Below are 20934 nucleotides of genomic sequence, written 5' to 3'. Positions count from 1 at the left end.
GTGCAGGTTGGTTTTAGTATAGCAGGAAACTGCCGGGGAATATAAAAAAGCCCTCTTTTCAATGAGAAAAGAGGGCAGTAAAAGCTTATTGGACCTGAAGATGTTCATTTAATTCTGTAGAGATTCCCTGAATAGTCTGGTCTGGAATTTCCATGTAATAAATGCCATCAATGGTTGCATCTTCTCCGCGCATCTGCGTTTCTTCCAGATTATGGCGTGCGACTCTGTAGTTGGACTGCACCTGTCTCATTTCTTCAAACGTGAAGCTTGTTTTGGCATTGTCTCCAAGAATCTCGAGAAAGTCATCGATTTTTGTAATGTTGGAAAGCTGTGCTCCTTCATTAATCACAGCATCAATAACCTGGCGCTGGCGTTCGTTACGACCGGCATCGCCCTGTGGGTCTTCTTTACGCATTCTTACAAAAGCAAGCGCTTCTTCTCCGCTTAGTTCAATTTCGCCTTCAGGAAACGTATAGCCGCCGTACTCAAAGGAAAGCCCATTATTGACAGTTACGCCGTTTACCATATCTACTGTATCAATAAAGCTTTCCATGTTTACCGTTGCGTAGTAATCAATTGGAACATCAATAAAATTTTCTACAGTATCCATAGCAAGTTCTGCTCCGCCGAACGCATATGCATGATTAATTTTATCCTGACCGCGGCCTTCAATATCAACGCGGCTGTCACGGGGGATACTGACCATTTTTATAGATTCGAGTTCTGGGTTAACCGTCATGACGATCATCGTGTCGGAACGCCCGCTCGTGCTTTCTTCTGAATCAATACCTAGAAGCAGCATAGAGAAGGGGTCACCGTTACTCAGGTCAGGTTCGCCTTCCCGCAGCTCGCTGGTTCTTCCAATAGGATCGTGCATTTCTTCGGCTGTGCTGGCCGTGGATTGGAATAAGTAAAAGAGGTAGGCTGCGATGCCGATAATGACAACACCAAATATGACAGCAGTAATAATTAAGAATTTTTTCATACGCTTCTCCTATTCGCTGATTTTTCCCTGCCGGGTTTCTATAATTTTTCAGAACCATTTTTTAATGTTCTGTCGGCAGGGAGATAGAGTGCTAGATTTCCAAATGGTCTTTCAATTGATCGGATACTTCGTTTTTTCTCTGCTCGTTGAGCTCCAGATAATAAATATCGTCCCGCATAATGCCGTCGCCTTCCAGCTGAAGGGTGTCAATTTCGTGGCGGGCTGATCTGTAGTCGGATTGAAGCTCACGCATGTCGGCAAATGTCAGGCTGGTCCGGACATTGTCCTCTACGATAGTTAAGTATTCCTGAATACGGGTGATGGATGAAATACTTGCACCTTCCTGGATAACAGCATCAAGCACCTGCCGCTGCCGCTCGGTTCTTCCCAGGTCTCCCTGAGGGTCTTCATAGCGCATGCGTACAAAAGAGAGAGCTTCTTCTCCATCAAGCGAAATTTCGCCTTCCGGATAGGAATGACCGTTGTCTTCAAAGGCAAGATTGTTTTGAACGGTTACGCCTCCTAATGTATCTACAATGTCTTCAAAACTCTGCATATTGACCGTGGCAAAATGATCAACCGGCACATCAAGAAGTCCTTCCACGCTGTCCATTGCCATTTCTGCTCCGCCGAACGCGTAGGCATGATTGATCTTGTCTTCTGTGCCCCGGCCGGATATTTCCGTTAATGTATCCCTTGGAATGCTCACCATTTTAATAGATTCTTTCCCCGGATTTACGGTCAAAAGGATCATCGTATCGGAACGTCCGCTGGTGGATTCTTCATCATCCACGCCCATAATAAGAAAGGACAATGGCTGTGGATTCTCTTCATCCTCCTCTGTAGAAGTGCTTTCGGCATTATCCCCGGAGCTGCTGTTTTCTTCCGTATTAGATGGCTCTCTTAGTTCGCTTTCCCGTGCTATTGGTTCGTGAATATCATCAGCTGTCTGACTCAGCTGATCGTACAAATAAAGAGCATATCCACCGCCGGCAAGCAGCAGAGCGATGAAGATGCTTCCAAAAATAATCATAGGTCTGCTCATATGTAGTAGGTACTCTCCAATCTTTCACATAAAATATGAAAATATACAATAAATGCAAGTATAAGCTACTTCGTTCTTAATGAAAAGATACGGCATATCAAAATAAAAGTTTCAATATTTGGAAGGAACAGTAATCTGGACCTATACAGCCGTCCTGATTCAATGATTTCCTGTGGAAAGTGGAAAAAGAATGTATATAGTTCAAAGTGTTTTCTTCATACACTGAAAGTAGAAAAACAGCTCTATAATAAGAGAAAAGCGGGAGGGTGAATCAGATGGAAAAAGGATTGAAAATAGCTGTGATAGGCGGAGGATCAAGCTATACCCCCGAATTAGTGGAAGGGTTTATCAACCGGCATCATGAGCTGCCGGTCCGGGAATTGTGGCTTGTGGACATTCCGGAAGGAGAAGGGAAATTAAATATTGTCGGGGAGCTGGCCCGGCGGATGGTAATAAAAGCAGGAATCGATATGACTATTTATTTAACGTTAGACCGCAGACAGGCACTTGCCGGAGCTGACTTTGTGACGACCCAGTTCAGGGTCGGTCTGCTCGCTGCCAGGCAGAAAGATGAAGCGATCCCATTAAAATACGGAGTGATCGGTCAGGAAACAAACGGGCCCGGAGGTCTTTTTAAAGCACTGCGTACCATTCCGGTGATATTGGAGATTACAAAAGACATAGACGAGCTCTGTCCGGAAGCATGGCTCGTTAATTTCACTAATCCTGCCGGAATGATTACAGAAGCTGTTCTCCGTCATTCCAACGTTAAAAAAGTGGTTGGTTTATGTAATGTGCCTATCGGAATGAAAATGGATCTGGCAGAAGTGCTTGAAGTGGAAGCGGATCGGCTGGAAATACAGTTTGCCGGTTTAAATCATATGGTTTACGGGCTCGATGTATTTCTGGACGGCATCAGCATTAAAGAAAAAGCCCTCGCAGCAGCGTCAGATCCCGGAAAACAGACGTCGATGAAAAATATTGCAGCGCTGGGCTGGGAGCCGGATTTTATTAAAGGCCTCGGCGTGCTGCCCTGTCCGTATCACCGTTATTACTATAAAACCGATGAAATGCTTGCAGAAGAGCTGGAAGCTTTCGAAACGACGGGAACCCGGGCAGATGTAGTAAAAGGAGTGGAAACGGAGCTGTTTGATCTCTATAAAAATGTGGAACTGCAGACAAAGCCGGAACAGCTCGAAAAGCGGGGCGGGGCTTACTACAGCGAGGCTGCCTGCAGCTTGATTAACTCCATTTACAATAACAAACAGGACGTGCAGCCGGTCAACACAAAAAACTGCGGAGCGATAGCCGGTCTTCCATATGATTCTGCCGTAGAAGTAAACTGCATCATTACAAAAGAAGGGCCAAAGCCAATAACGGTAGGAGAGCTTCCTGTTGCAGTGAGGGGGCTGGTCCAGCAGATTAAATCATTTGAGAGAACAGCAGTGGAGGCTGCTGTGTCAGGAGATTATTACAACGCTTTGACCGCCATGGCAATTAATCCGCTCGTTCCATCCGACACCATCGCCAAACATCTTCTGGATGATATGCTCGAAGCCCACAAAGACTATCTCCCCGCTTTTTTTCATTCGGAAAAAGCTTAAAAAATAAGTAGTATACAAGATGCCGTTTCTTTTTAAACAGCATGGAAAAACCCCTCAGATGTAATGAGGGGTTTCTGTCTGTAGAGATCCTTTTCCAGTTTTTCGATTAATCTGTGTTTAATCATTTACCGAAGTACTTGAAATATAAAAGGCGGCTGACCGGAGCAGGTGCCGTCCAATGTTTATTTTTAATAAGTAAAGGTAATAAGTATCAAAGATTGATTTACAAAATGAAGGAGGAAACAAAAAATGAAACACGATATAAAAGGAAAAATCGGGCTGGGTACGGCCCCGTTAGGAAACATGTACCGTAAAATTTCGGAGGAAGAAGCGACTTCCACAATAGAATCTGCCTGGAGTCAGGGTATCCGCTATTATGATACAGCGCCCTTTTATGGTGCTGGACTTTCCGAGAGCCGTTTAGGTGACGCATTAACTGCGCATAAGCGCGATGAATATGTATTGAGCACGAAAGTAGGCCGTGTTATCTCTGATGAGACAGAAGAGAAAAGCGGACTTTTCGAGCTTGGAAACCCAAATAAAATCATTACAGATTTTAGTGAAGATGCAACGCTGCGTTCTATTGAACAGAGCCTGGAACGCTTGAAGACCGACAGGCTGGACTTCGTTTATGTACATGACCTCTCTCCGGATTTTCTCGGTGAGGATTGGAAGGAACACTTTGAAACAGCTAAAACAGGTGCTTTTAAAGTGTTGACCCAGCTTCGCAAAGAAGGCGTAATTTCTTCATGGGGACTGGGCGTAAATACAACAGAACCTATTGAGATGGCTTTAGAGCTTGAAGATACGCTGCCTGATCTATGTCTGCAGGCTACTCAGTATACGCTGCTTAATCACAATGATGCACTGGAACGCATGATGCCTTCTGCGGAAGAAAAAGATGTGGGTATTGTAGTTGGGGCGCCTTATAATTCAGGGGCGCTTGTAGGTGGATCCCATTATAATTATCAGCAGATCACTCCTGACATTAAAAAGAAAGTCGAACAGATGCAGGAAATAGCAGACCATCATAAAATAGAACTGAAATCCGCTGCGCTGCAGTTTTCTTTAGCCCACCCGGTAACCAAAGCGGTTATCCCTGGTTCAAGCCGTCCGGATCGTATGGCGGAAGATATTAAAGCGACAAAAGAGGAGATTCCGGCTTCTTTCTGGTCCGACTTAAAAGACCGCGGGCTTATTTCAGAAAAAGCACCACTCCCTGCCGGAAAATAAAAAGCACCATCTGCTGTGTAACAAAAAGGCCGTCCCGGGTTTCCCGGGACGGCCTTTTACATATTGAAGCCTCTGTCTTACCTTGAACGTGCTGCATCAATTAAAAGAATACAGCCGGTAATAAGGTGCATAACCATTCCTACAAAAGGAATAACCGCAATAATGGAAGTGACAATACCAAATATACTACCCGTTGTGCCCGTCATCTCTCTTCTGCATATTAAGAGAGTAATAATATGCAGAATCAGCATAATGCCTAAAGGGCCGTAGCCGAATCCAAGAACAATAGACGCTCCAAGCAGGGGAATACCCAGCAGAAGCTCAAAAGCACCTGTCAGCCATTTCATCGTGTTAGATAAATCCAATTAGACTCACCACCTCATTTGGTTTACTGCCTGTAAGTTTACTATGTTTTACTTAAAGAGGATACTGGACAGGCCTCGTACGTTTATTTTTAATGATTTTACAAAATAAACGCCTCTTTTATTAAATAGTTACGTCAAATGTGACAAAAACGTTTCAGAAAAAAGAAATTAGGGAAGAATAACATAGTTAATTAATTAAGGGGGATGAAAGATGGAAACCAACAAGAATCGATGGCTGATTGCTTTATCAGCAGTAGCTATCCACCTGTCTATTGGATCGGTGTACGCCTACAGCGTCTATCAGAATCCACTGAACGACACATTAGGCTGGGCAGTTTCAGATGTCAGTCTGGCATTTACTGTAGCCATTTTCTTTCTGGGAATGTCCGCTGCATTTTTAGGATTTTTCGTAGAAAAATATGGCCCAAGAATATCAGGTTTTGTGGCAGCAACTTTATTTGGAATTGGAACACTGGGAGCAGGCTGGAGTATTCAGCTTGAAAGTCTTCCTATGTTTATTGCTTTTTACGGTGTAATTGGTGGAATTGGACTAGGCATTGGTTACATAACTCCCGTTTCAACGCTGGTAAAATGGTTTCCGGATAGACGAGGCCTGGCAACTGGTATGGCCGTAATGGGTTTCGGTGCCGGGGCGCTTATTACGAGTCCTGTAGCCGAGTTTTTAATGGGAGCAGTCAGCATACCGGGTGCATTTTATATTCTCGGTACTGCCTATATTATTATGATGGTAGCAGGCGCAAGCTATCTGAAGAGACCGCCGGAAGGCTGGAAACCGGCAGCAATGATTGAAAAAGAGAAGCAGGAGAAAGAAGAAGGCACAAATGATACAGAAGAAGAAAAGAAAAAGGAAGAGCCTGCGGGAGATTTATCTCAGCTTAAAGCCAACGAGGCCATTAAGACTCTTCGTTTTTACCTGTTATGGCTGATTATGTTTATCAATATATCAGCTGGTATCATGCTGCTAGCCGTAGCTTCAAGCATGACGCAGGAAATTACCGGATCAACGGCAGCGACTGCTGCGACGATCGTAGGTATCATGGGACTTTTTAATGGACTGGGACGAATTGTCTGGGCATCGGCTTCTGACTATTTAGGACGGACGAATGTGTTTACTATATTCTTTTCTATTCAGGTAATCGCATTTTTCGTTCTGCCGCTCGTTACGAATGTTGTTCTCTTTGGTATACTTCTATGTATTATTATCTCTTGTTACGGAGGCGGGTTTGCCTGTCTGCCGGCATATATTGGAGACTTATTCGGCACAAAGCAGCTTGGAGCCATTCACGGCTACCTGTTGACTGCATGGGCTATGGCCGGTATTGCCGGACCAACCATTGTGTCTTCTGTAGTAGAAGCAACAAACAGTTACGCCATTTCCTTTTATATTGTAAATATCATGCTCATAGTCGCTCTTGGCTGTGCGATTCTCCTTCGCTTTAATGTGAAGAAAGTCCGCCGTCAGAACCAGACACAGGCAGCATAATTTCTATTTCCACGCTGGGTCTTTACAGACCCGGCGTTTTTTTGTGCCGTCAGAAAGATAGTGATAACATTTATTTTTAAGAAAAAAATCGGCGTGGTACAATAGAAACATTACATTAGCAGAGGTGCGATGGGAGATGCTGCGTAAATCAAATGGAAGAAGGCCGCTGCCATTAACAACATGGATTACTTTTCTTGTGCTGGCGGTATTAATACTATCTTTAAGCGTAACGAGTATTTTAGTAGCAGTTGAAGCTGCTGCGACTACAAGAGAAGACCAGGCAGACCAGGCTTCCAATTTGGCCGTTTCCGTGTCACGGTCGCCTCTTACCGTGGAGACGCTGGCCGACGGCGTAGAAGAAAGTCCCGAACTTCAGCAGTATACGCTGGACGTGCAGGAGGCGGCGGGGGTGGAGTACATAGTAGTAATGAACATGGATCATATACGATTGACCCACCCGAACGAAAACCGGATTGGAGAGCGGTTTGTAGGAAATGACGAGGATGATTCCTTCGATGGAGAAACCTATACGTCCATTGCGGAGGGAACCCTCGGTGAATCGATGCGTGCGTTTGTTCCTGTATGGAATGGAAGTACCCAGGTGGGAGTCGTAAGTGTAGGGATACTTATGGACAATATCAACAGTGAAGTACTTTCAAGCCAGCGTGATATTTATATCGGGAGCGGAGCGGGTCTTTTAATCGGTGTTGCCGGAGCTGTATGGCTGGCCAGGAGAATTAAAAAAACCATGCACGGCATGGAGCCTGCCGAAATTTCCCAGCTGGTGGAAGAACGTGAATCGATGCTTGCTTCAGTCCGGGAAGGTATCATAGCGATCAACCAGGACGGCTCTATCATATTGGCCAATCGTGCTGCCGCTGCCATGTTTAAAAAGGCGGGAATCTATGGAGATCCACTCGGCCGTGATGTGAAAGAATTTCTTCCTGATTCCAAATTGACGGAAGTGCTAGTTCATGGAAGGTCAGAATTCGATGAAGAACAGAGTTTAAATGGCATGGATATCGTCGTTAACCGGGTTCCTGTATATGCAGAAGGCAGGCTTGTTGGAGCGCTCGCAACGTTCCGGGATAAAACGGAGCTTACGGCTGTTATTAAGCAGCTGAGCGGTGCAAAGGCCTATGCTGAAACACTCCGTGCACAGACTCATGAATTTATGAACAAGCTTCATGTTATGTCGGCTATGGTATTTACAGAATCGTATGATGAACTGAAAGGCTATATTGATCAAATTTCGCACACGTACCAGACGGAGGTGGGCTGGGTCACAAGATATATCAGTGATCCTGTCATTGCGGGTTATTTAATGAACAAGCTCAACTACTTTCAGGAAAACGGCGTGCTTGTGTCGATGGAAGGGGACGAGCCGTGGCCGCTGCTAGAAGAGCCAGCCTATCTTGATACGGTTATAACGGTTATCGGGAATCTGACTGATAATGCATATGAAGCAGTAAAAGATGTTGACGAAGCAGAGATCATTATAGCGATTGACTATCAGAGTGGTGTGCTTCACTTTTCTATAGAAGACAACGGCTCCGGTATTGAGAAAGAAGAGCTGGATGATTTGTTTGTCAGAGGCTTTTCTACAAAGGGCACCGACAGAGGATACGGGTTGTATTTGTTAAAAAATGCATTGGATGCGGTTGAAGGGACACTTGATGTTTCTTCTGAACCACAGCAGGGCTCTGTTTTTCACGTGAAAATACCATTTAGGGAGGCCCCAGATGATTCAGGTCCTGATTATTGAAGATGACCCAATGGTGGCGAAGTTCAATAGAATATATACAGAAAAAATTCCAGGTTTTCAAGTAGCGGCGGAAGCTTCCGGCGTGGAAGAGGGCTGGAGAGCTCTTGAATCACACTCTATCGATCTGCTGCTTCTGGATGTTTATATGGCAGGAGAAAATGGCATCGATATGCTGGTCAGCCTGCGGAAAAAAGAAGTGCCTGTTGATGTTATCGTCGTCAGTTCCGCCAATGACAGGACCTCTATTGAGAGGGCCCTTCGATATGGGGCAGCCGATTATTTAATCAAACCCTTTGATTTTGACCGCTTTAAGGAAGCGCTGGTCCGTTATAAGGAAAAAACAGCGTGGATGAGGGAAGCTCCGTCATTAGAACAGGAAGCGCTGGATCATTTTATTATTAATCGTACAAATAAAAACCATAAATCCCAGCCGCTTCCAAAAGGCTTGACAAAAATTACTTTTCAGCGAATTATAAAACAAATAGAGCATAAAAATGGAAATTGGTTTTCCACCGGAGAGCTTGCCGAGGATACCGGAATTTCCAGAGTATCTTTACGTAAATATCTACAGTATTTGGAAAGCCAGGAGGTGCTGCTTATCGATGCAAGCTACGAAGGAACAGGGCGTCCGCTGCGACAGTATAAGGCAAATCCGGAAAGAGCTGCCTTTTTTAACGACCCGAATGAAAAGTAAGAATGTTTGCTCAATGCTCTGAATAAGAGGAAAAGAATCTCCAAAATCCGGCGCAGGTAACCAAAAGGACCCGCTTTTCCTGTCCAGCTCCAGAAGGCTGTCCTCTAGGAGTGCTTCCGGTCAGACAGCGGAATGCAGGCATTCCTTGCAGCCCGTCCAGAATCCGACAGACAGAACGCCTTCTTGCGCCTTTCTTATCCAGCTGCGTCCTTTACCTGCTGGAGATTTTTCAAGGACTGCTTGAAAAGCAGGCTTTTCTGCGAGTCCTCTCCAAAATCCGGCGCAGGTGACCAAAAGGACTCGCTTTTATTACTTACTTTAGTTACAAAAGGGTTCGTTTAGTTACATAAGGTATACAAAGGAACTTCTATCCGGTAAATTAAAAGAAAACGGTTACATTTTGCAAAGAGAGGGTGGGTATCATGATTGAATCAGCACAATCCATGTGGAAAAGTCTTTGGAAGTCACACTATCAGACAAAACGGCTCCTAAAGTTTTCCCAGGTCGATAAAGCAGGGGAAATAGCAGCTTCTACAGACAAAAAGGAGATGCTACTGCTTCGGCTGCTACAGGAGGGCCGGATGGTAATGAACCTAAACCAGCCTATACGAGAGCTCAGCTTGTCGGCCTTATTCTTGGTCCTTTATTATTTTTAATGGCTATGTTTTTCTTTAATCCTGCTGATCTGGCATATGAAGGTCGTGCCGTTCTGGCGGTAACGCTGTGGGTGGCAACCTGGTGGATTACAGAAGCCATTCCTATTCCTGCGACTTCTTTGCTTCCTATCGTCCTGCTTCCTATTATCGGGGCAATGGACAATGAAACAGTCGTTTCCGCTTATGGTAATGATATTATCTTTCTTTTTCTCGGCGGGTTCTTTATTGCTACAGCCATGGAGAAATGGAATCTCCATAAACGAATCGCCCTGTTTATTATCAATTTAATTGGTGTCAGCACGAATCGAATTATCCTCGGTTTTATGCTTGCCACAGGATTTTTATCGATGTGGGTATCCAATACGGCTTCCGTTATGATGATGATACCGATTGGTCTTGCCATCGTGTATCAGGTAACACAGGCATTGAAAAATGAAGAAGGACACGAAAGTGACTTAAAAAAGTTTGAAAAAGCTATTATATTCGGTATCGGCTATGCCGGTACAATTGGTGACTGGGTACGTTGATTGGTACGCCGCCAAACAGCATTCTGGCAGGTACAGTCAATGAACTATACGGCGTACAGATTTCCTTTGCCGGTTTTATGGCATTTGCGGCGCCTCTCGCTGTTATTATGTTATTTGGAACATGGGTATTTTTGACGAAGTTTGTTTATAAGATTCAGTTAAAACAGCTGCCGGGCGGCCGTGATCTTATTCATTCTGAAATGAAAAAGCTTGGGCAGACAGCATATGAAGAAAAGCCGTACTGGCGGTTTTCACATTCGCTGCCTTTATGTGGGTAACACGTTCCTTTTTGTGGGCCGATCTTGTTCCTGAACTTACGGACGGGATGGTAGCGATGACAGCCACTGTCTATTGTTTATTATTCCTGCTTCAAAGAAAAATGAAAGCAGAATTCTGGAATGGAAGGACTCCAAAGAAATTCCATGGGGTATTTTACTTCTATTCGGCGGTGGTCTTGCACTTGCTGCAGGCTTCAGCGGCACCGGACTTTCCGAGTGGATCGGAGAGGGGCTGACAGTACTCGAAGGCGCCAACCTGTTATTGATTATCTTTGTTTCTGCGCTGCTGGTTCTTTTCCTAACAGAAATTACTTCAAACACAGCGACAGCAACTATGATTCTTCCAGTTGTTGCGGCACTTTCCGTAGCGCTGGATGTACACCCGTACGCTTTAATGGTTCCATGTGCGCTTGCAGCAAACTGTGCTTTCATGCTTCCGGTGGGAACTCCGCCAAACGCAATCATATTTGGTACGGGAAGTTAACGATTCTTGAAATGGTGAAAATGGCTTCTGGCTTAACGTCGTCGCCGTCATCATTATTACGCTGGCCGTCATGTACCTGCTTCCTCTTATGTGGGGCATTGACTTGTCCACGATACCAACGGATTTCCAATAATCCAGATTTAAAAAAGACACCCTGCGGGGTGTCTTCTTTTTTCATCGGGAGGAAATGATGAAAATAGTTAATATTAAAGAACGCAGGGCTCCTTCATGGAGGGCAGCAGATGTCTTTAAATATAAGTGCACCACCTTCCTATTAAAAATGAATACCCGGTATTGGTCTTGAAGCAAAGGCCGGTCTATTGCGAAGCAGGATGTTTCCTGATCCGGTAAACAGGGTAATTACATTTAGTATGTAACGAATGATTTATAATGGAGGTTTTAGAATGGCAAGAGTACTCGCAGTATTATCAAGTGGTCATAAAGACGAAGCAAATAATTACGAAACGGGCTGGTGGGCGGAAGAACTGTTTGCACCGCTTGAGCTTTTGGAAAAAGCAGGACACACCGTAGAAATAGCCTCCCCATTAGGCGGCAAACCGGTACTGGACGAGTAAGTTTTACTAAAAGATTATGATCCGGAAGGAAAGTATAAAAAATTGTATGAATCCGGTCGTGCGGACAATACGATGAAACTGACCGATGTGGACGCATCAGCGTACGATGTGCTTCTAATTGTAGGCGGCCACGGAGCAATGTATGATTTAGCAGAAGACAAGGCGCTGCACAATGTGATTACGGGTATTCACACCAACAAAGGAATTATTGCCGCAGAGTGCCATGGTCCCGCGCCGTTGATTTGGGCAAAAAAAGCTGACGGTACGAGCCTGATTGAGGGGAAAAAAGTAACAGGATATCCTGACGAAATCGAACCGGAAGGTCTGCTTGATATTCTGCCGTTCAGTCTGGAACAGGAGCTGTCAAAAACAGCAGACTACGATAAAGGCAGCCTGGAAAAGAAAGCCCATGCAGTCTGGGCGGACGAGCAGATTGTAACAAGCCGTGATCCATTTTCTTCCGAACTGATGGGAGAAGAATTGGTCAAAGCACTTAAATAAATAGAAAAAAAGCCATTTCCTAATGCCGGGAAATGGCTTTTTAATAAATAGATACGAATAAACAAATGTTAAATTATGAAGACTTTAACTCTGGAAAAACGCTGTTATCCGGCTGAAGCGCTTCATAAGCCGCTAAAATACGCTTAATGATAACCAGACGCTGTTCCGAATCAATATGGCTCTGATCCAAAATAGCATTCGATAGTTCAATATAGCTTCTAGTCGGATTCTCCGAAGAGCGAAGAAGTTCTTCATACAATGATTGTTGATTTAACACTTGCTTATTACCCCCTTAGTTATGTACACCTTACAGTATGTCTGCTCTAATAAATATAATCTTATCACGGTGCTAATATGGAAAAATGCGCTAATAGTCTCGATTGTCTTTACTGAAATAGCTGAAAAAACGGGAAAAACAGCTGGATATTCACTGAGAAAGTAAATATTACCCACTATCAAGAACGTCTTCTTGTGATAGAAACCCCGTTTTTTTATTCTAATAAACTATTTAGATGCATATTGAACATATTATTTTGATACACTGTTTTGTGGTTAACTCTTTAACGGCTTTATGTATCAAGGCTTTAAATCGTATGATGTGGTTCATTAGAATGAAAAGAGGTCCCGTTTATGGAAGAAATGAAGCATAATTCAATAGTTTATAAAAAGAAATTAGTTCTATTTGCCCTCTTTTAAATGTGTTAATAATGGTGATGAATACTTCTATGTTTAACATAGCCGTTCCGGTTATCACAGAAGACTTTCAAATTAATACGGCCGCGGCCTCATGGATTGTCACCAGTTATTCCGTCTTTTTTGCAATCGGGGTGGTAATTTACGGCAGACTCGGCACAAATGCAGCTATACCTTTTCTGCTGACTATCGGCCTTCTGCTTCTTGGAGCAGGCTCATTCTGGGCGTATTCGCAGAAACGTATCCTCTGCTGATTCTCGCGAGAGTTATTCAGGCGGCAGGGACTTCATCCGTGTCAGCTCTTGGTATGCAGATGATTACACGTTATTTCCCAGTAGAAGAAAAAGCGAAAGCCATGTCCATTTATGCTTCGGCATCTACATTGGGTTTTGGGCTTGGGCCGCTCGTGGGCGGACTGTTAACGGAATACTTAGGCTGGAGCTTTTTGTTTATGGTGAGTGTGCTGGGAGCGCTGATGATCCGGTTTATAGAAAAAATGTACCTTTTGAAGTGCCGGGTGGGTCATTATTTGATATCCCGGGTTCTTATTGTTAAGTACAGCAGCAGTAAGCGCGCTGCTTTTTGTATCAACAGGCAGTCTGTTTTTTCTTGCAGGGGCTGTAGCTTTGCTCTTTTTTTAATCCATATTAACAGGGTCAAAGAACCTTTTATTGCTCCGTCTCTTCTTAAGCAGCCGATTTACGTGCTCAGCCTTGCTATCGGTTTTGCTGTCTTTTTATCCATTTTGCCATTTTATTTATTACTCCACTGCTTCTTGCTGATGTTTACAATTTAAACACGGCAGCTATAGGCTGGATTATATTTCCAGGTGCGGCCGGATCAGCTGTTCTGATGATATTAATTGGCAGAATGGCAGAAAAAACAGGAATTCTCTTTATTATTGGGGCCGGACCGTATGCGTGACAGCAGCCTCTATTTTGTACGCAGGATTTGGAGGACACGAACCGTGGCTGATGGGATTATTTTTTTTGGTTTCCAGTCTGGGGTTTTCCTGTATCACAATGGGGGTCCCCAATTATTTATCAGGAAAGCTGGCTCCTGCTGAATTCTCCTCCGGTTTTGGACTGCTGCAGTTAACCCAGTTTATCGGCGGGGCCTTTGGGTTGCAGTTTCCGGAAAACTTCTCAGCTGGGATAGACTGGCTGGAAGTCCCTTGTTTTTTGTATGGCAGGGAGAAGGAGCGGCCTACAGTAACAGTTACGCTTTTCTTATTGGTATAGCCATTCTTCTCCGTTGTCTGCTTCTGCTTTTTCTATAAGCAGGCCGGACGGTTTCGCTCAGAAACGTTTTAATTTAAGAACACGTGGTATATATAGTAGGGTACCCTTATATAAGAAGTAAGCAGCTGACGAACAAAAACAATACTGGGAGGTATTTATTATTATGGACGTAACGTATCAGCATTATATTAACGGAGAATGGGTTCCATCAGACCATGACGACACAATAGACGTAATAAATCCAGCAACAGAAGAAGTTATTTCTACTATCCCATCAGCACAAAAGAGGAAACGGAAAAAGCAGTAGCAGCCGCAGATGCAGCGTTTGACAGCTGGGCAGCTACTCCTGTTGCAGATAGAGCCGTTTATTTAATGAAAATTGCGGATAAGCTTGAAGAAAAAAAAGACCACTTTATTAAAACCCTGACAGAAGAAAACGGGGAAAACAATGGATACATCCGAAGCTGAATTAACTGTAGCTATCGATTACTTCCGTTACATGGCGGGCTGGGCTCGTAAGTACGAGGGTGAGATTCTGGAAAGCGACCGCCCGAATGAAAATATTATGGTGTTTAAAAAACCGATTGGCGTAGTCGGCGGCATTATTCCATGGAATTTCCCTGTATTCATATTGGCACGAAAAGTAGCACCTGCTTTATTAACAGGCTGCACAATTGTTATTAAGCCGGGACAGGCTACGCCAACACAGCCGGCGAATTTGCCAAACTTATTCACGAGCTGGATCTGCCAAAAGGCGTATTCAATATTGTTCATGGTAAAGGTTCTACGGTAGGAAATACGTTGGCTTCCCATCCGAAAATGGGCATGATTTCCATGACGGGAAGCTTTAATGCCGGCTCTGCTGTAATGGAAGCAGCTGCAAAAGGTATTACAAAAGTAAATCTTGAGCTGGCGGCAAGGCACCTGCTATCGTATCCAAGCATGCTGATGTGGATCTGGCTGTAGAAAATGTGTATGCGTCCCGGACGATTAATAATGGCCAGGCGTGTACAAACGCAGAGCGCGTATATGTGCATGAAGACGTAGCAGAAGAGTTCACCCGTAAAATTACCGAAAAAATGAAAAATGCTAAGGTCGGTAATTCTATGAAAGAAGAGAATATCGATGTAGGTCCTCTCGTTAACCAGGATCAGATTGATTCGGTAAGTGCAATGGTGGACAACGCAGTAAAAGCCGGAGCAAAAGTAGAAACCGGTGGCAGCCGTAAAGAGTCGGATAAAGGCTTTTTCTATCAGCCTACTGTTTTAACCGCAGTAAAGCAGGATATGGAAATTATTCAGGAAGAAATTTTCGGACCGGTTCTTCCGATTATGACGTACAAGAATTTCGATGATGCTATTAAGATGGCCAATGATACCGTATTCGGCCTGTCATCTTCTATCTTCAGCGAAAATATTCATGAAATTATGAGAGCAGCCAATGAATTGAAGTTCGGTGAAACATTTGTAAACCGTGAAAACTTCGAAGCAATTCAAGGCTTCCACGCGGGCCGTAAACAGTCCGGACTCGGTGGAGCTGACGGAAAGCACGGCCTCGAAGAACACTTGGAAACGCATGTGGTCTACATGCAGTATAAGAACGATATTAACTAATAAACGAAAAGCAAAAGCCGTTTCTCCGAGAGGGGAAGCGGCTTTTTTGTTTTTGAAATGGTGAGAACATGCGTATTACATAAAACTTTATATCTTTCTGTTCATTTTTATTAAATAACGCGAACAAAGACCTATAGCTATATTTATAAACCAGATTAATATCATATAAAACATATAAGGATAGTCAAGATTAAAACAGAAAACAATAGAGGAGTGAATGGCGGTGCGTAAATTAATCATTTTTCCATTGTAGGTTTTCTAGCCCAGCTTATAGATGGGGCACTCGGTATGTCATATGGCGCAACGTCCACTACGCTTCTGCTTACGTTCGGCATGGCCCCTGCCATTGTTTCAGCAACCGTTCACCTATCAGAAATAGCAACGACTGCCGCATCCGGGCATCGCACTTGTATTTTAAAAATGTGGATAAAGAAATGCTGTTCAAGCTTATTCTGCGGGCGTTGGAGGTGCTTTCGCCGGAGCTGCGCTTCTCAGCAGCATTCCGGGAGACATTATTAAGCCATTTATTTCTATTTTTTTATTATCGCTAGGCGTTTATATTATGTACCGGTTTCTTTTTAAGATAAAATAAAGCGGTCACCATAAAGCCGGGCCGGAATAAAACAATATTTCTGCTGCCGCTGGGCGCGGTTGCCGGATTCTTCGATGCTGTTGGGGCGGGGGATGGGGACCTATTAATACACCAGTTCTTTTATCTCAGAGGGGACTGACTCCAAGAAAAATAATTGGCACAGTCGACACAAGCGAGTTTTTCATTGCCGTTTCAGCATCTGTCGGTTTTCTCATCTTTCTGGGATGGTCCCAGCTGAACTGGGCATTAATTGGTGCTTTTGTAATTGGAGGCGTAATAGCTGCCCCAATAGCTGCCTATCTGGTGCGGATTGTACCCGCGCATCTACTGGGTGTGCTGGTAGGTGGATTTATCATTTTGACCAATGCCAGGACGCTTTTATCCACCATTCACGTGCCGGAAGAATGGAGCGTAGTAATTCACCTTGCGATCTTGGCTTTTTGGGCCGGAGCGATTGTAGTTACTGTAAAAAAAGCAGGAAGCGGGAGCCGGGGAGAGCCAAAAACTGCATAAAAAGCCCCGGTGCCTCAACTGCGCCGGGGTTATCTATTAATCGATCAATTGATGCAGGACGTGGGCCACGCCGTGCTCATCGTTGCTCCTCGTCACCTCTGTGCTGATATGCTTTACTTCTTCAAGGGCGTTGGCCATCGCAAACCCCCGTCCGGCGGCAGTAAGCATCGATACATCATTTAAGCTGTCACCGATCGCAGTGGTCTGCTCCATAGGTACTCCCAGTTCCAAAGCAAGGCGTTTCAGCATTTTTCCTTTGGAGGCAGTATGGTGTTCGAGTTCGAAATTATGTTTGGAAGAACTCACTAAAGTAAGGTCGCTGCGGTCTTCAAACTCCTTCCAGCCGAGCTCGAGCTTCTCCTGATCGAAAGAAAAGGCAAGAATATTAAACAGGTCAATGGAGTCGTCCGCGAGTTCCTTATGATTGTTAATGAAGGAAAATCCAAACTGACTGTACTGTTTGCGCGTCGATTTTAAAAGTGTTTCTTTGTTTATTCCAGGATTAGCGCTTGCAATACGATCCATTTCAATTGTTAATATGTCCCGGCTGTTCTGTGCTGTATAAATAGCATTATTACTGAATACTTCATAGTAGAAGCGGTTTTTTTTCCAGCCATTCCAGCGCAGAGAGAGCTTCCTGTTTATCCAGTGGAATTTTTGTATGTTCATCGTAATCAGGAGTGTGGAGGGTAGCGCCATTGGCTGCAATAATCCACGTGTTAATGCCGGTGCCTTCAAACAAGTATTTCACATCAAAATGAGCCCGGCCTGTAGCTATGACTACTTCTATATTATTCTGCTGGGCTTTGCGGATGGCATCCAGGTTTTCCTTACTGATTTGACTGGAGCTGTTTAAAAGGGTTCCATCTAAATCAACAGCAACTAATTTTTTCATTGGTTATTTGTCCTTTCTTGACTGACAAGCAGTTCCACCCTGTTTTGGCTTAGAAGCTTTTGAAAAGACGGGGAGGGGGGCCTGTCGGTAATCAATACATCCATTTCAGAGAGGTCGGCAAACTTATAAAAAGACGTAACCCCTATTTTTGAATGGTCAGCCAGCGCAATGCGGCGTTTCGCCTGTTTGATCATCCTGCGCTTTACCATGCCGTCCTCTTCATGTGCAATAGTCAGGCCGTGTTCAGAAATACCGACTACTCCAAGAAATGCCGTATCGGTGAAATACTCACTTAACTTATCTGTGACAGATTCGCCATGAAGAAACTGCTGCTCCTTGTGCAGCTCTCCGCCTAGAATATGAATACGGACATTCGGTTTTGACGAAAGAATGGCCGCCTGATGGGTGGAATTTGTAATAACCGTACAGGATTGATCGCTTATATATTCCGCGCATGCCTGAACCGTAGTGGAAGCGTCGAGTATAAGCTTATCTTCATCATATACTAGAGAAGCCGCGGTGCGCCCGATTTTCTTTTTTTCTGTAGACACCGTCTGTAGACGCTGTTGATAATCGCCTACCTGATCGTGCCTGCTCGCAGCTCGGCAGAATGGCCCGCCTCTTGTCCGGATAATTCGTTTTTCTTCTTCCAGGCGGACAAGGTCACGGCGGGCAGTGTCTTTTGATACATCGAATAACTCGCATATAACCGCTGCGGACACGCGCTCGTGCTTTTCAAGGTAATCTATTATCGCAATCAGTCTTTCTTCTTGATACATGGCTGCCTCCTGGATAAGTGAAAGTAAGTGATATACTAATATTATCACAAGTTTAATTAAGTGAATATAAGTATTTATAATGAATTTTGCATGGTGAAAAAAGAATCCCGCCAGATAAGAAAAGGATTGCTACAATGGTTATAGCAAATCTACACTTATAAGATAAGGAGCATGCCCGATATGCAGACATTTACGATTCCGCCGTTAATGAAGAGGCGGCCGAAGATGCAAGAAAACTACATACAAACTTTGACGAAGCCGCCTGGGAGCCTGGGGCAATTGGAGGATATAGCCGTTCAGCTTGCCGGTATAACGGAAAGCGGGCTCCTTCTGTAAAAAATCAGGAGTACTCGTATTTGCTGCTGATCACGGATTACCGAAGAAGGGGTCTCTGCTTTTCCGCAGAGTATCACCGGGCAGATGGCTAAAAACTTTCAGCATGAAGGGCAGCGTTAATGTCTTTGCACGAGAGAAAAACGCTGCGTTTCAGCTGATTGATATTGGTATGGTCGATGATCTGGATACGCATTTTATTGGGATCAGCCGAAAAGCAGGAAAGGAAACAAAAAATTTCAGGAAAAGAAGCAGCGATGACCCTACAGCAGGTGCAGGCTGCGGTGCAGATTGGAAGAGAGGAAGCAGCCGCCTTTATTGAAACAAATAAACTGAGTGCCTTATTACCGGCGAAATGGGGATAGGCAACACTACTTCAAGCAGTGCCGTGCTGGCTGCGTTGTATCAGGTGGATCCTGCTGAAGTGACCGGTGCGGGAACGGGGTTGGATGAAAAAGGCATAAAAAAGAAGGAGACAGTGATTCGTGAATCCCTGGCAGAGAGAAAGCCTGATCCCTCTGATATGGAACGTACTGGCTGAAGTAGGAGGATACGAGATAGCGGGATGACGGGAGCTATGCTGGAGGCGGCAGAGAAAAGAATACCTGTTATTGTCGATGGATTTATTAATACGACAGCAGCTCTGGCCGCTGTTACCATGCATCCGGAAATAAAGTCGTATCTTTTTTTAGGACATCGTTCTGCGGAAAAAGGTCATGCTTTTGCAATCGAAAAGCTGGGGCTTGATCCCATTCTGGAACTGGGAATGAGGCTCGGAGAAGGAACGGGAGCTTTGCTTGCCCATTCCATTTTAGAAGCTTCGGCTGCAATGATTAAAAACATGGCGACTTTTGATGATCTAGCCGGATATTAAAAAAAGACTGCCTTTTAAAAGGCAGTCTGCTTAAGCTTTATTATTCAACTACACCGCAGGCAATACGGTCTCCGGAATCTCCGGAAGGCTGTGTTTCATAATCATCGGCATTCTCATGCACAACGATAGCCGTATTATCATCGTCAAATAATGAATTATCTTCCAGACGGTCTACAACAATTTCATCAGAGGCATCAAGTTCTGTAGTCACTTCACCATTTTCATCTGTTTCAATATTTGGAAGGTCTCCTACATGTGGTCCACCTTCTGAATCTGTGCCGTGTTCAGCGTCGGTCGGGTTATAATGATCTCCAGCTGATTCAAAGTCCGGCGCGGTACATTCGCCTGTCTGGTGAAGGTGAATGCCATGTGTACTGTCAGCAGGAAGACCGGAAAGGTCCAATTGGATCGTGACGTTCCCATCCTCAGCCTGAATAATCTCAGCCGTGCCGGCTTCTTCTTCTTCGCTGTTTATCATATCAACTGCAGCGGTATACTGGCCTCCTTCTGAAGCAATTTCATCATCTTCATCTTCTGCTCCACTGCTTCCGCAGGCAGCAAGAATTAAAATAAAAGCTGCTGCAAAAAGAAACAGCATATTTTTTCTCCACATGTTCTTCTCCCCTTTGTAAGTATTCCTATGTTTATGTTTTCACTTAAATGAGGAGGTTTAAACGACAATTCACAAAGATGCCACATCTCAAATGCGGGCAGCTTTACAGTTTCAAGCCGGATCTGCTTTTAAAACGCCTCAGCAGAATATGGCTTTCCACTCTCGTAATACCTTCGAGCGCGTACAGCTCTTCATTTATAAACAGTTCCAGGCTTTTAAAATCATCCACAAGTACGTGCATGTGCAGAGTGCTCGGCCCGGTCATTTGATAACAGCTGGCCACACTTGGATTCTCTACTAAGGTTTCCGCAACCTTTACCAGCGACGCGGGTTCGCAGTCGACTTCAAAAAAAGCAGAAAACCGTCTTCCCGGTTTTTTCCGAGTTGACAACGACGCTGAACCGTTCGATAATGCCTTTTTCTTTTAGCTGCTGCACCCGGTCTCTAACCGATACGCGGGAAATATTTAAACGCTTTCCAATATCCACATAGGACATACGTCCATCCTCTACTAAACAATCAATAATTCCCTGGTCTACTTTGTCCAGCATCCAAATTCTCCTTCTCTTTGA

20 protein-coding genes and 6 pseudogenes are annotated in these 20934 nt (G+C 44.4%); 18 read left to right on the top strand and 8 right to left on the bottom strand.

Translation table 11 applies throughout. The annotated features are described in order from the left end of the window. Nucleotides 1–85 precede the first annotated feature (85 nt). Both MMY81_RS06485 and MMY81_RS06480 read right to left on the bottom strand, forming a co-directional pair. A complete protein-coding gene (locus tag MMY81_RS06485) occupies nt 86–985 on the bottom strand; it encodes an LCP family glycopolymer transferase (protein ID WP_252312125.1) in 900 nt (299 codons plus the stop codon). 91 nt (nt 986–1076) lie between these two features. Further along, complete coding sequence (locus MMY81_RS06480; protein WP_252312124.1) at nt 1077–2030, bottom strand: LCP family glycopolymer transferase; 954 nt, start codon at nt 2028–2030, stop codon at nt 1077–1079. Between the two features lie 275 nt (nt 2031–2305). Between MMY81_RS06480 and MMY81_RS06475 the strand changes: the two genes are divergently transcribed. Beyond that, nucleotides 2306–3634 (top strand): 6-phospho-beta-glucosidase, encoded by a 1329-nt coding sequence (locus MMY81_RS06475; protein ID WP_252312123.1) that lies wholly within the window; start codon nt 2306–2308, stop codon nt 3632–3634. 249 nt (nt 3635–3883) lie between these two features. Then, nucleotides 3884–4867, top strand: a complete 984-nt coding sequence (locus MMY81_RS06470) for an aldo/keto reductase (protein WP_252312122.1) — start codon at nt 3884–3886, stop codon at nt 4865–4867. Nucleotides 4868–4944: 77 nt separating this feature from the next. Here MMY81_RS06470 and MMY81_RS06465 read toward each other — a convergent pair whose 3' ends face one another. Continuing rightward, nucleotides 4945–5232 (bottom strand): hypothetical protein, encoded by a 288-nt coding sequence (locus MMY81_RS06465; RefSeq protein ID WP_252312121.1) that lies wholly within the window; start codon nt 5230–5232, stop codon nt 4945–4947. A 211-nt stretch (nt 5233–5443) separates the two neighbouring features. On the opposite strand from MMY81_RS06465, the gene MMY81_RS06460 reads away from it, so the two are divergent. The 8 genes from MMY81_RS06460 (at nt 5444) to MMY81_RS06435 (ending at nt 12216) form a co-directional block, all read left to right on the top strand. Next, nucleotides 5444–6736, top strand: a complete 1293-nt coding sequence (locus MMY81_RS06460; RefSeq protein ID WP_252312120.1) for an L-lactate MFS transporter — start codon at nt 5444–5446, stop codon at nt 6734–6736. A 136-nt stretch (nt 6737–6872) separates the two neighbouring features. Continuing rightward, nucleotides 6873–8501: a DcuS/MalK family sensor histidine kinase gene (gene dcuS, locus MMY81_RS06455; protein WP_252312119.1), complete on the top strand. Its 1629-nt coding sequence runs from the start codon at nt 6873–6875 to the stop codon at nt 8499–8501. Then, nucleotides 8479–9195 (top strand): response regulator, encoded by a 717-nt coding sequence (locus MMY81_RS06450; RefSeq protein ID WP_252312118.1) that lies wholly within the window; start codon nt 8479–8481, stop codon nt 9193–9195. The genes dcuS and MMY81_RS06450 overlap by 23 nt, the downstream gene beginning before the upstream one ends. 655 nt (nt 9196–9850) lie before the next feature. Beyond that, entirely contained in the window at nt 9851–10378 is a 528-nt protein-coding gene (locus MMY81_RS33870) for an SLC13 family permease (protein WP_308215244.1), read from the top strand. Beyond that, nucleotides 10375–10656 (top strand): anion permease, encoded by a 282-nt coding sequence (locus tag MMY81_RS33865; protein WP_308215243.1) that lies wholly within the window; start codon nt 10375–10377, stop codon nt 10654–10656. Before MMY81_RS33870 ends, MMY81_RS33865 begins: the two co-directional genes overlap by 4 nt. A 73-nt stretch (nt 10657–10729) precedes the next feature. Beyond that, nucleotides 10730–11140: an SLC13 family permease gene (locus MMY81_RS33860; RefSeq protein WP_308215242.1), complete on the top strand. Its 411-nt coding sequence runs from the start codon at nt 10730–10732 to the stop codon at nt 11138–11140. 404 nt (nt 11141–11544) lie between these two features. Continuing rightward, nucleotides 11545–11715: a type 1 glutamine amidotransferase family protein gene (locus tag MMY81_RS06440; protein WP_252312117.1), complete on the top strand. Its 171-nt coding sequence runs from the start codon at nt 11545–11547 to the stop codon at nt 11713–11715. Nucleotides 11716–11757: 42 nt separating this feature from the next. After that, nucleotides 11758–12216, top strand: coding sequence for a type 1 glutamine amidotransferase domain-containing protein (locus tag MMY81_RS06435; RefSeq protein WP_252312116.1), 459 nt, complete (start codon nt 11758–11760; stop codon nt 12214–12216). 73 nt (nt 12217–12289) lie between these two features. Here MMY81_RS06435 and MMY81_RS06430 read toward each other — a convergent pair whose 3' ends face one another. After that, nucleotides 12290–12493, bottom strand: a complete 204-nt coding sequence (locus MMY81_RS06430) for a hypothetical protein (protein WP_147419327.1) — start codon at nt 12491–12493, stop codon at nt 12290–12292. A gap of 430 nt (nt 12494–12923) precedes the next feature. Here MMY81_RS06430 and MMY81_RS06420 point away from each other — a divergent pair. From MMY81_RS06420 to MMY81_RS35020, 6 genes and pseudogenes are all read left to right on the top strand, one after another. Further along, nucleotides 12924–13705 (top strand): annotated as a pseudogene (locus tag MMY81_RS06420) (MFS transporter). Nucleotides 13706–13829: 124 nt separating this feature from the next. Continuing rightward, entirely contained in the window at nt 13830–14150 is a 321-nt protein-coding gene (locus tag MMY81_RS06415) for a DUF5312 domain-containing protein (protein WP_252312115.1), read from the top strand. 163 nt (nt 14151–14313) lie between these two features. Next, a complete protein-coding gene (locus MMY81_RS33855) occupies nt 14314–14457 on the top strand; it encodes a hypothetical protein (RefSeq protein WP_308215240.1) in 144 nt (47 codons plus the stop codon). Continuing rightward, nucleotides 14424–14618, top strand: a complete 195-nt coding sequence (locus MMY81_RS33850; protein WP_308215255.1) for an aldehyde dehydrogenase family protein — start codon at nt 14424–14426, stop codon at nt 14616–14618. Before MMY81_RS33855 ends, MMY81_RS33850 begins: the two co-directional genes overlap by 34 nt. Next, nucleotides 14599–15763, top strand: a pseudogene (aldA, locus tag MMY81_RS35025) (aldehyde dehydrogenase). Before MMY81_RS33850 ends, aldA begins: the two are co-directional and overlap by 20 nt. A gap of 288 nt (nt 15764–16051) precedes the next feature. Continuing rightward, nucleotides 16052–16868 (top strand): annotated as a pseudogene (locus MMY81_RS35020) (sulfite exporter TauE/SafE family protein). Nucleotides 16869–16904: 36 nt separating this feature from the next. Here the strand turns inward: MMY81_RS35020 and MMY81_RS06400 are convergent. Next, a pseudogene (locus MMY81_RS06400) lies at nt 16905–17763 on the bottom strand (Cof-type HAD-IIB family hydrolase). After that, entirely contained in the window at nt 17760–18542 is a 783-nt protein-coding gene (locus tag MMY81_RS06395; protein ID WP_252312114.1) for a DeoR/GlpR family DNA-binding transcription regulator, read from the bottom strand. Before MMY81_RS06395 ends, MMY81_RS06400 begins: the two are co-directional and overlap by 4 nt. A gap of 171 nt (nt 18543–18713) precedes the next feature. On the opposite strand from MMY81_RS06395, the gene MMY81_RS35015 reads away from it, so the two are divergent. Next, nucleotides 18714–18878 (top strand): nicotinate-nucleotide--dimethylbenzimidazole phosphoribosyltransferase, encoded by a 165-nt coding sequence (locus MMY81_RS35015; protein ID WP_374561470.1) that lies wholly within the window; start codon nt 18714–18716, stop codon nt 18876–18878. Between the two features lie 58 nt (nt 18879–18936). After that, nucleotides 18937–19749 (top strand): annotated as a pseudogene (locus MMY81_RS06390) (nicotinate-nucleotide--dimethylbenzimidazole phosphoribosyltransferase); the annotation flags it as partial. 40 nt (nt 19750–19789) lie between these two features. Here the strand turns inward: MMY81_RS06390 and MMY81_RS06385 are convergent. Further along, entirely contained in the window at nt 19790–20362 is a 573-nt protein-coding gene (locus MMY81_RS06385; protein ID WP_252312113.1) for a superoxide dismutase family protein, read from the bottom strand. Between the two features lie 103 nt (nt 20363–20465). After that, nucleotides 20466–20913: pseudogene (locus tag MMY81_RS06380) on the bottom strand (Lrp/AsnC family transcriptional regulator). Between the last annotated feature and the right edge of the window lie 21 nt (nt 20914–20934).

The organism is Sinobaca sp. H24, assembly GCF_023845525.1.
This window is presented reverse-complemented; position numbering and strand designations above follow the sequence as displayed.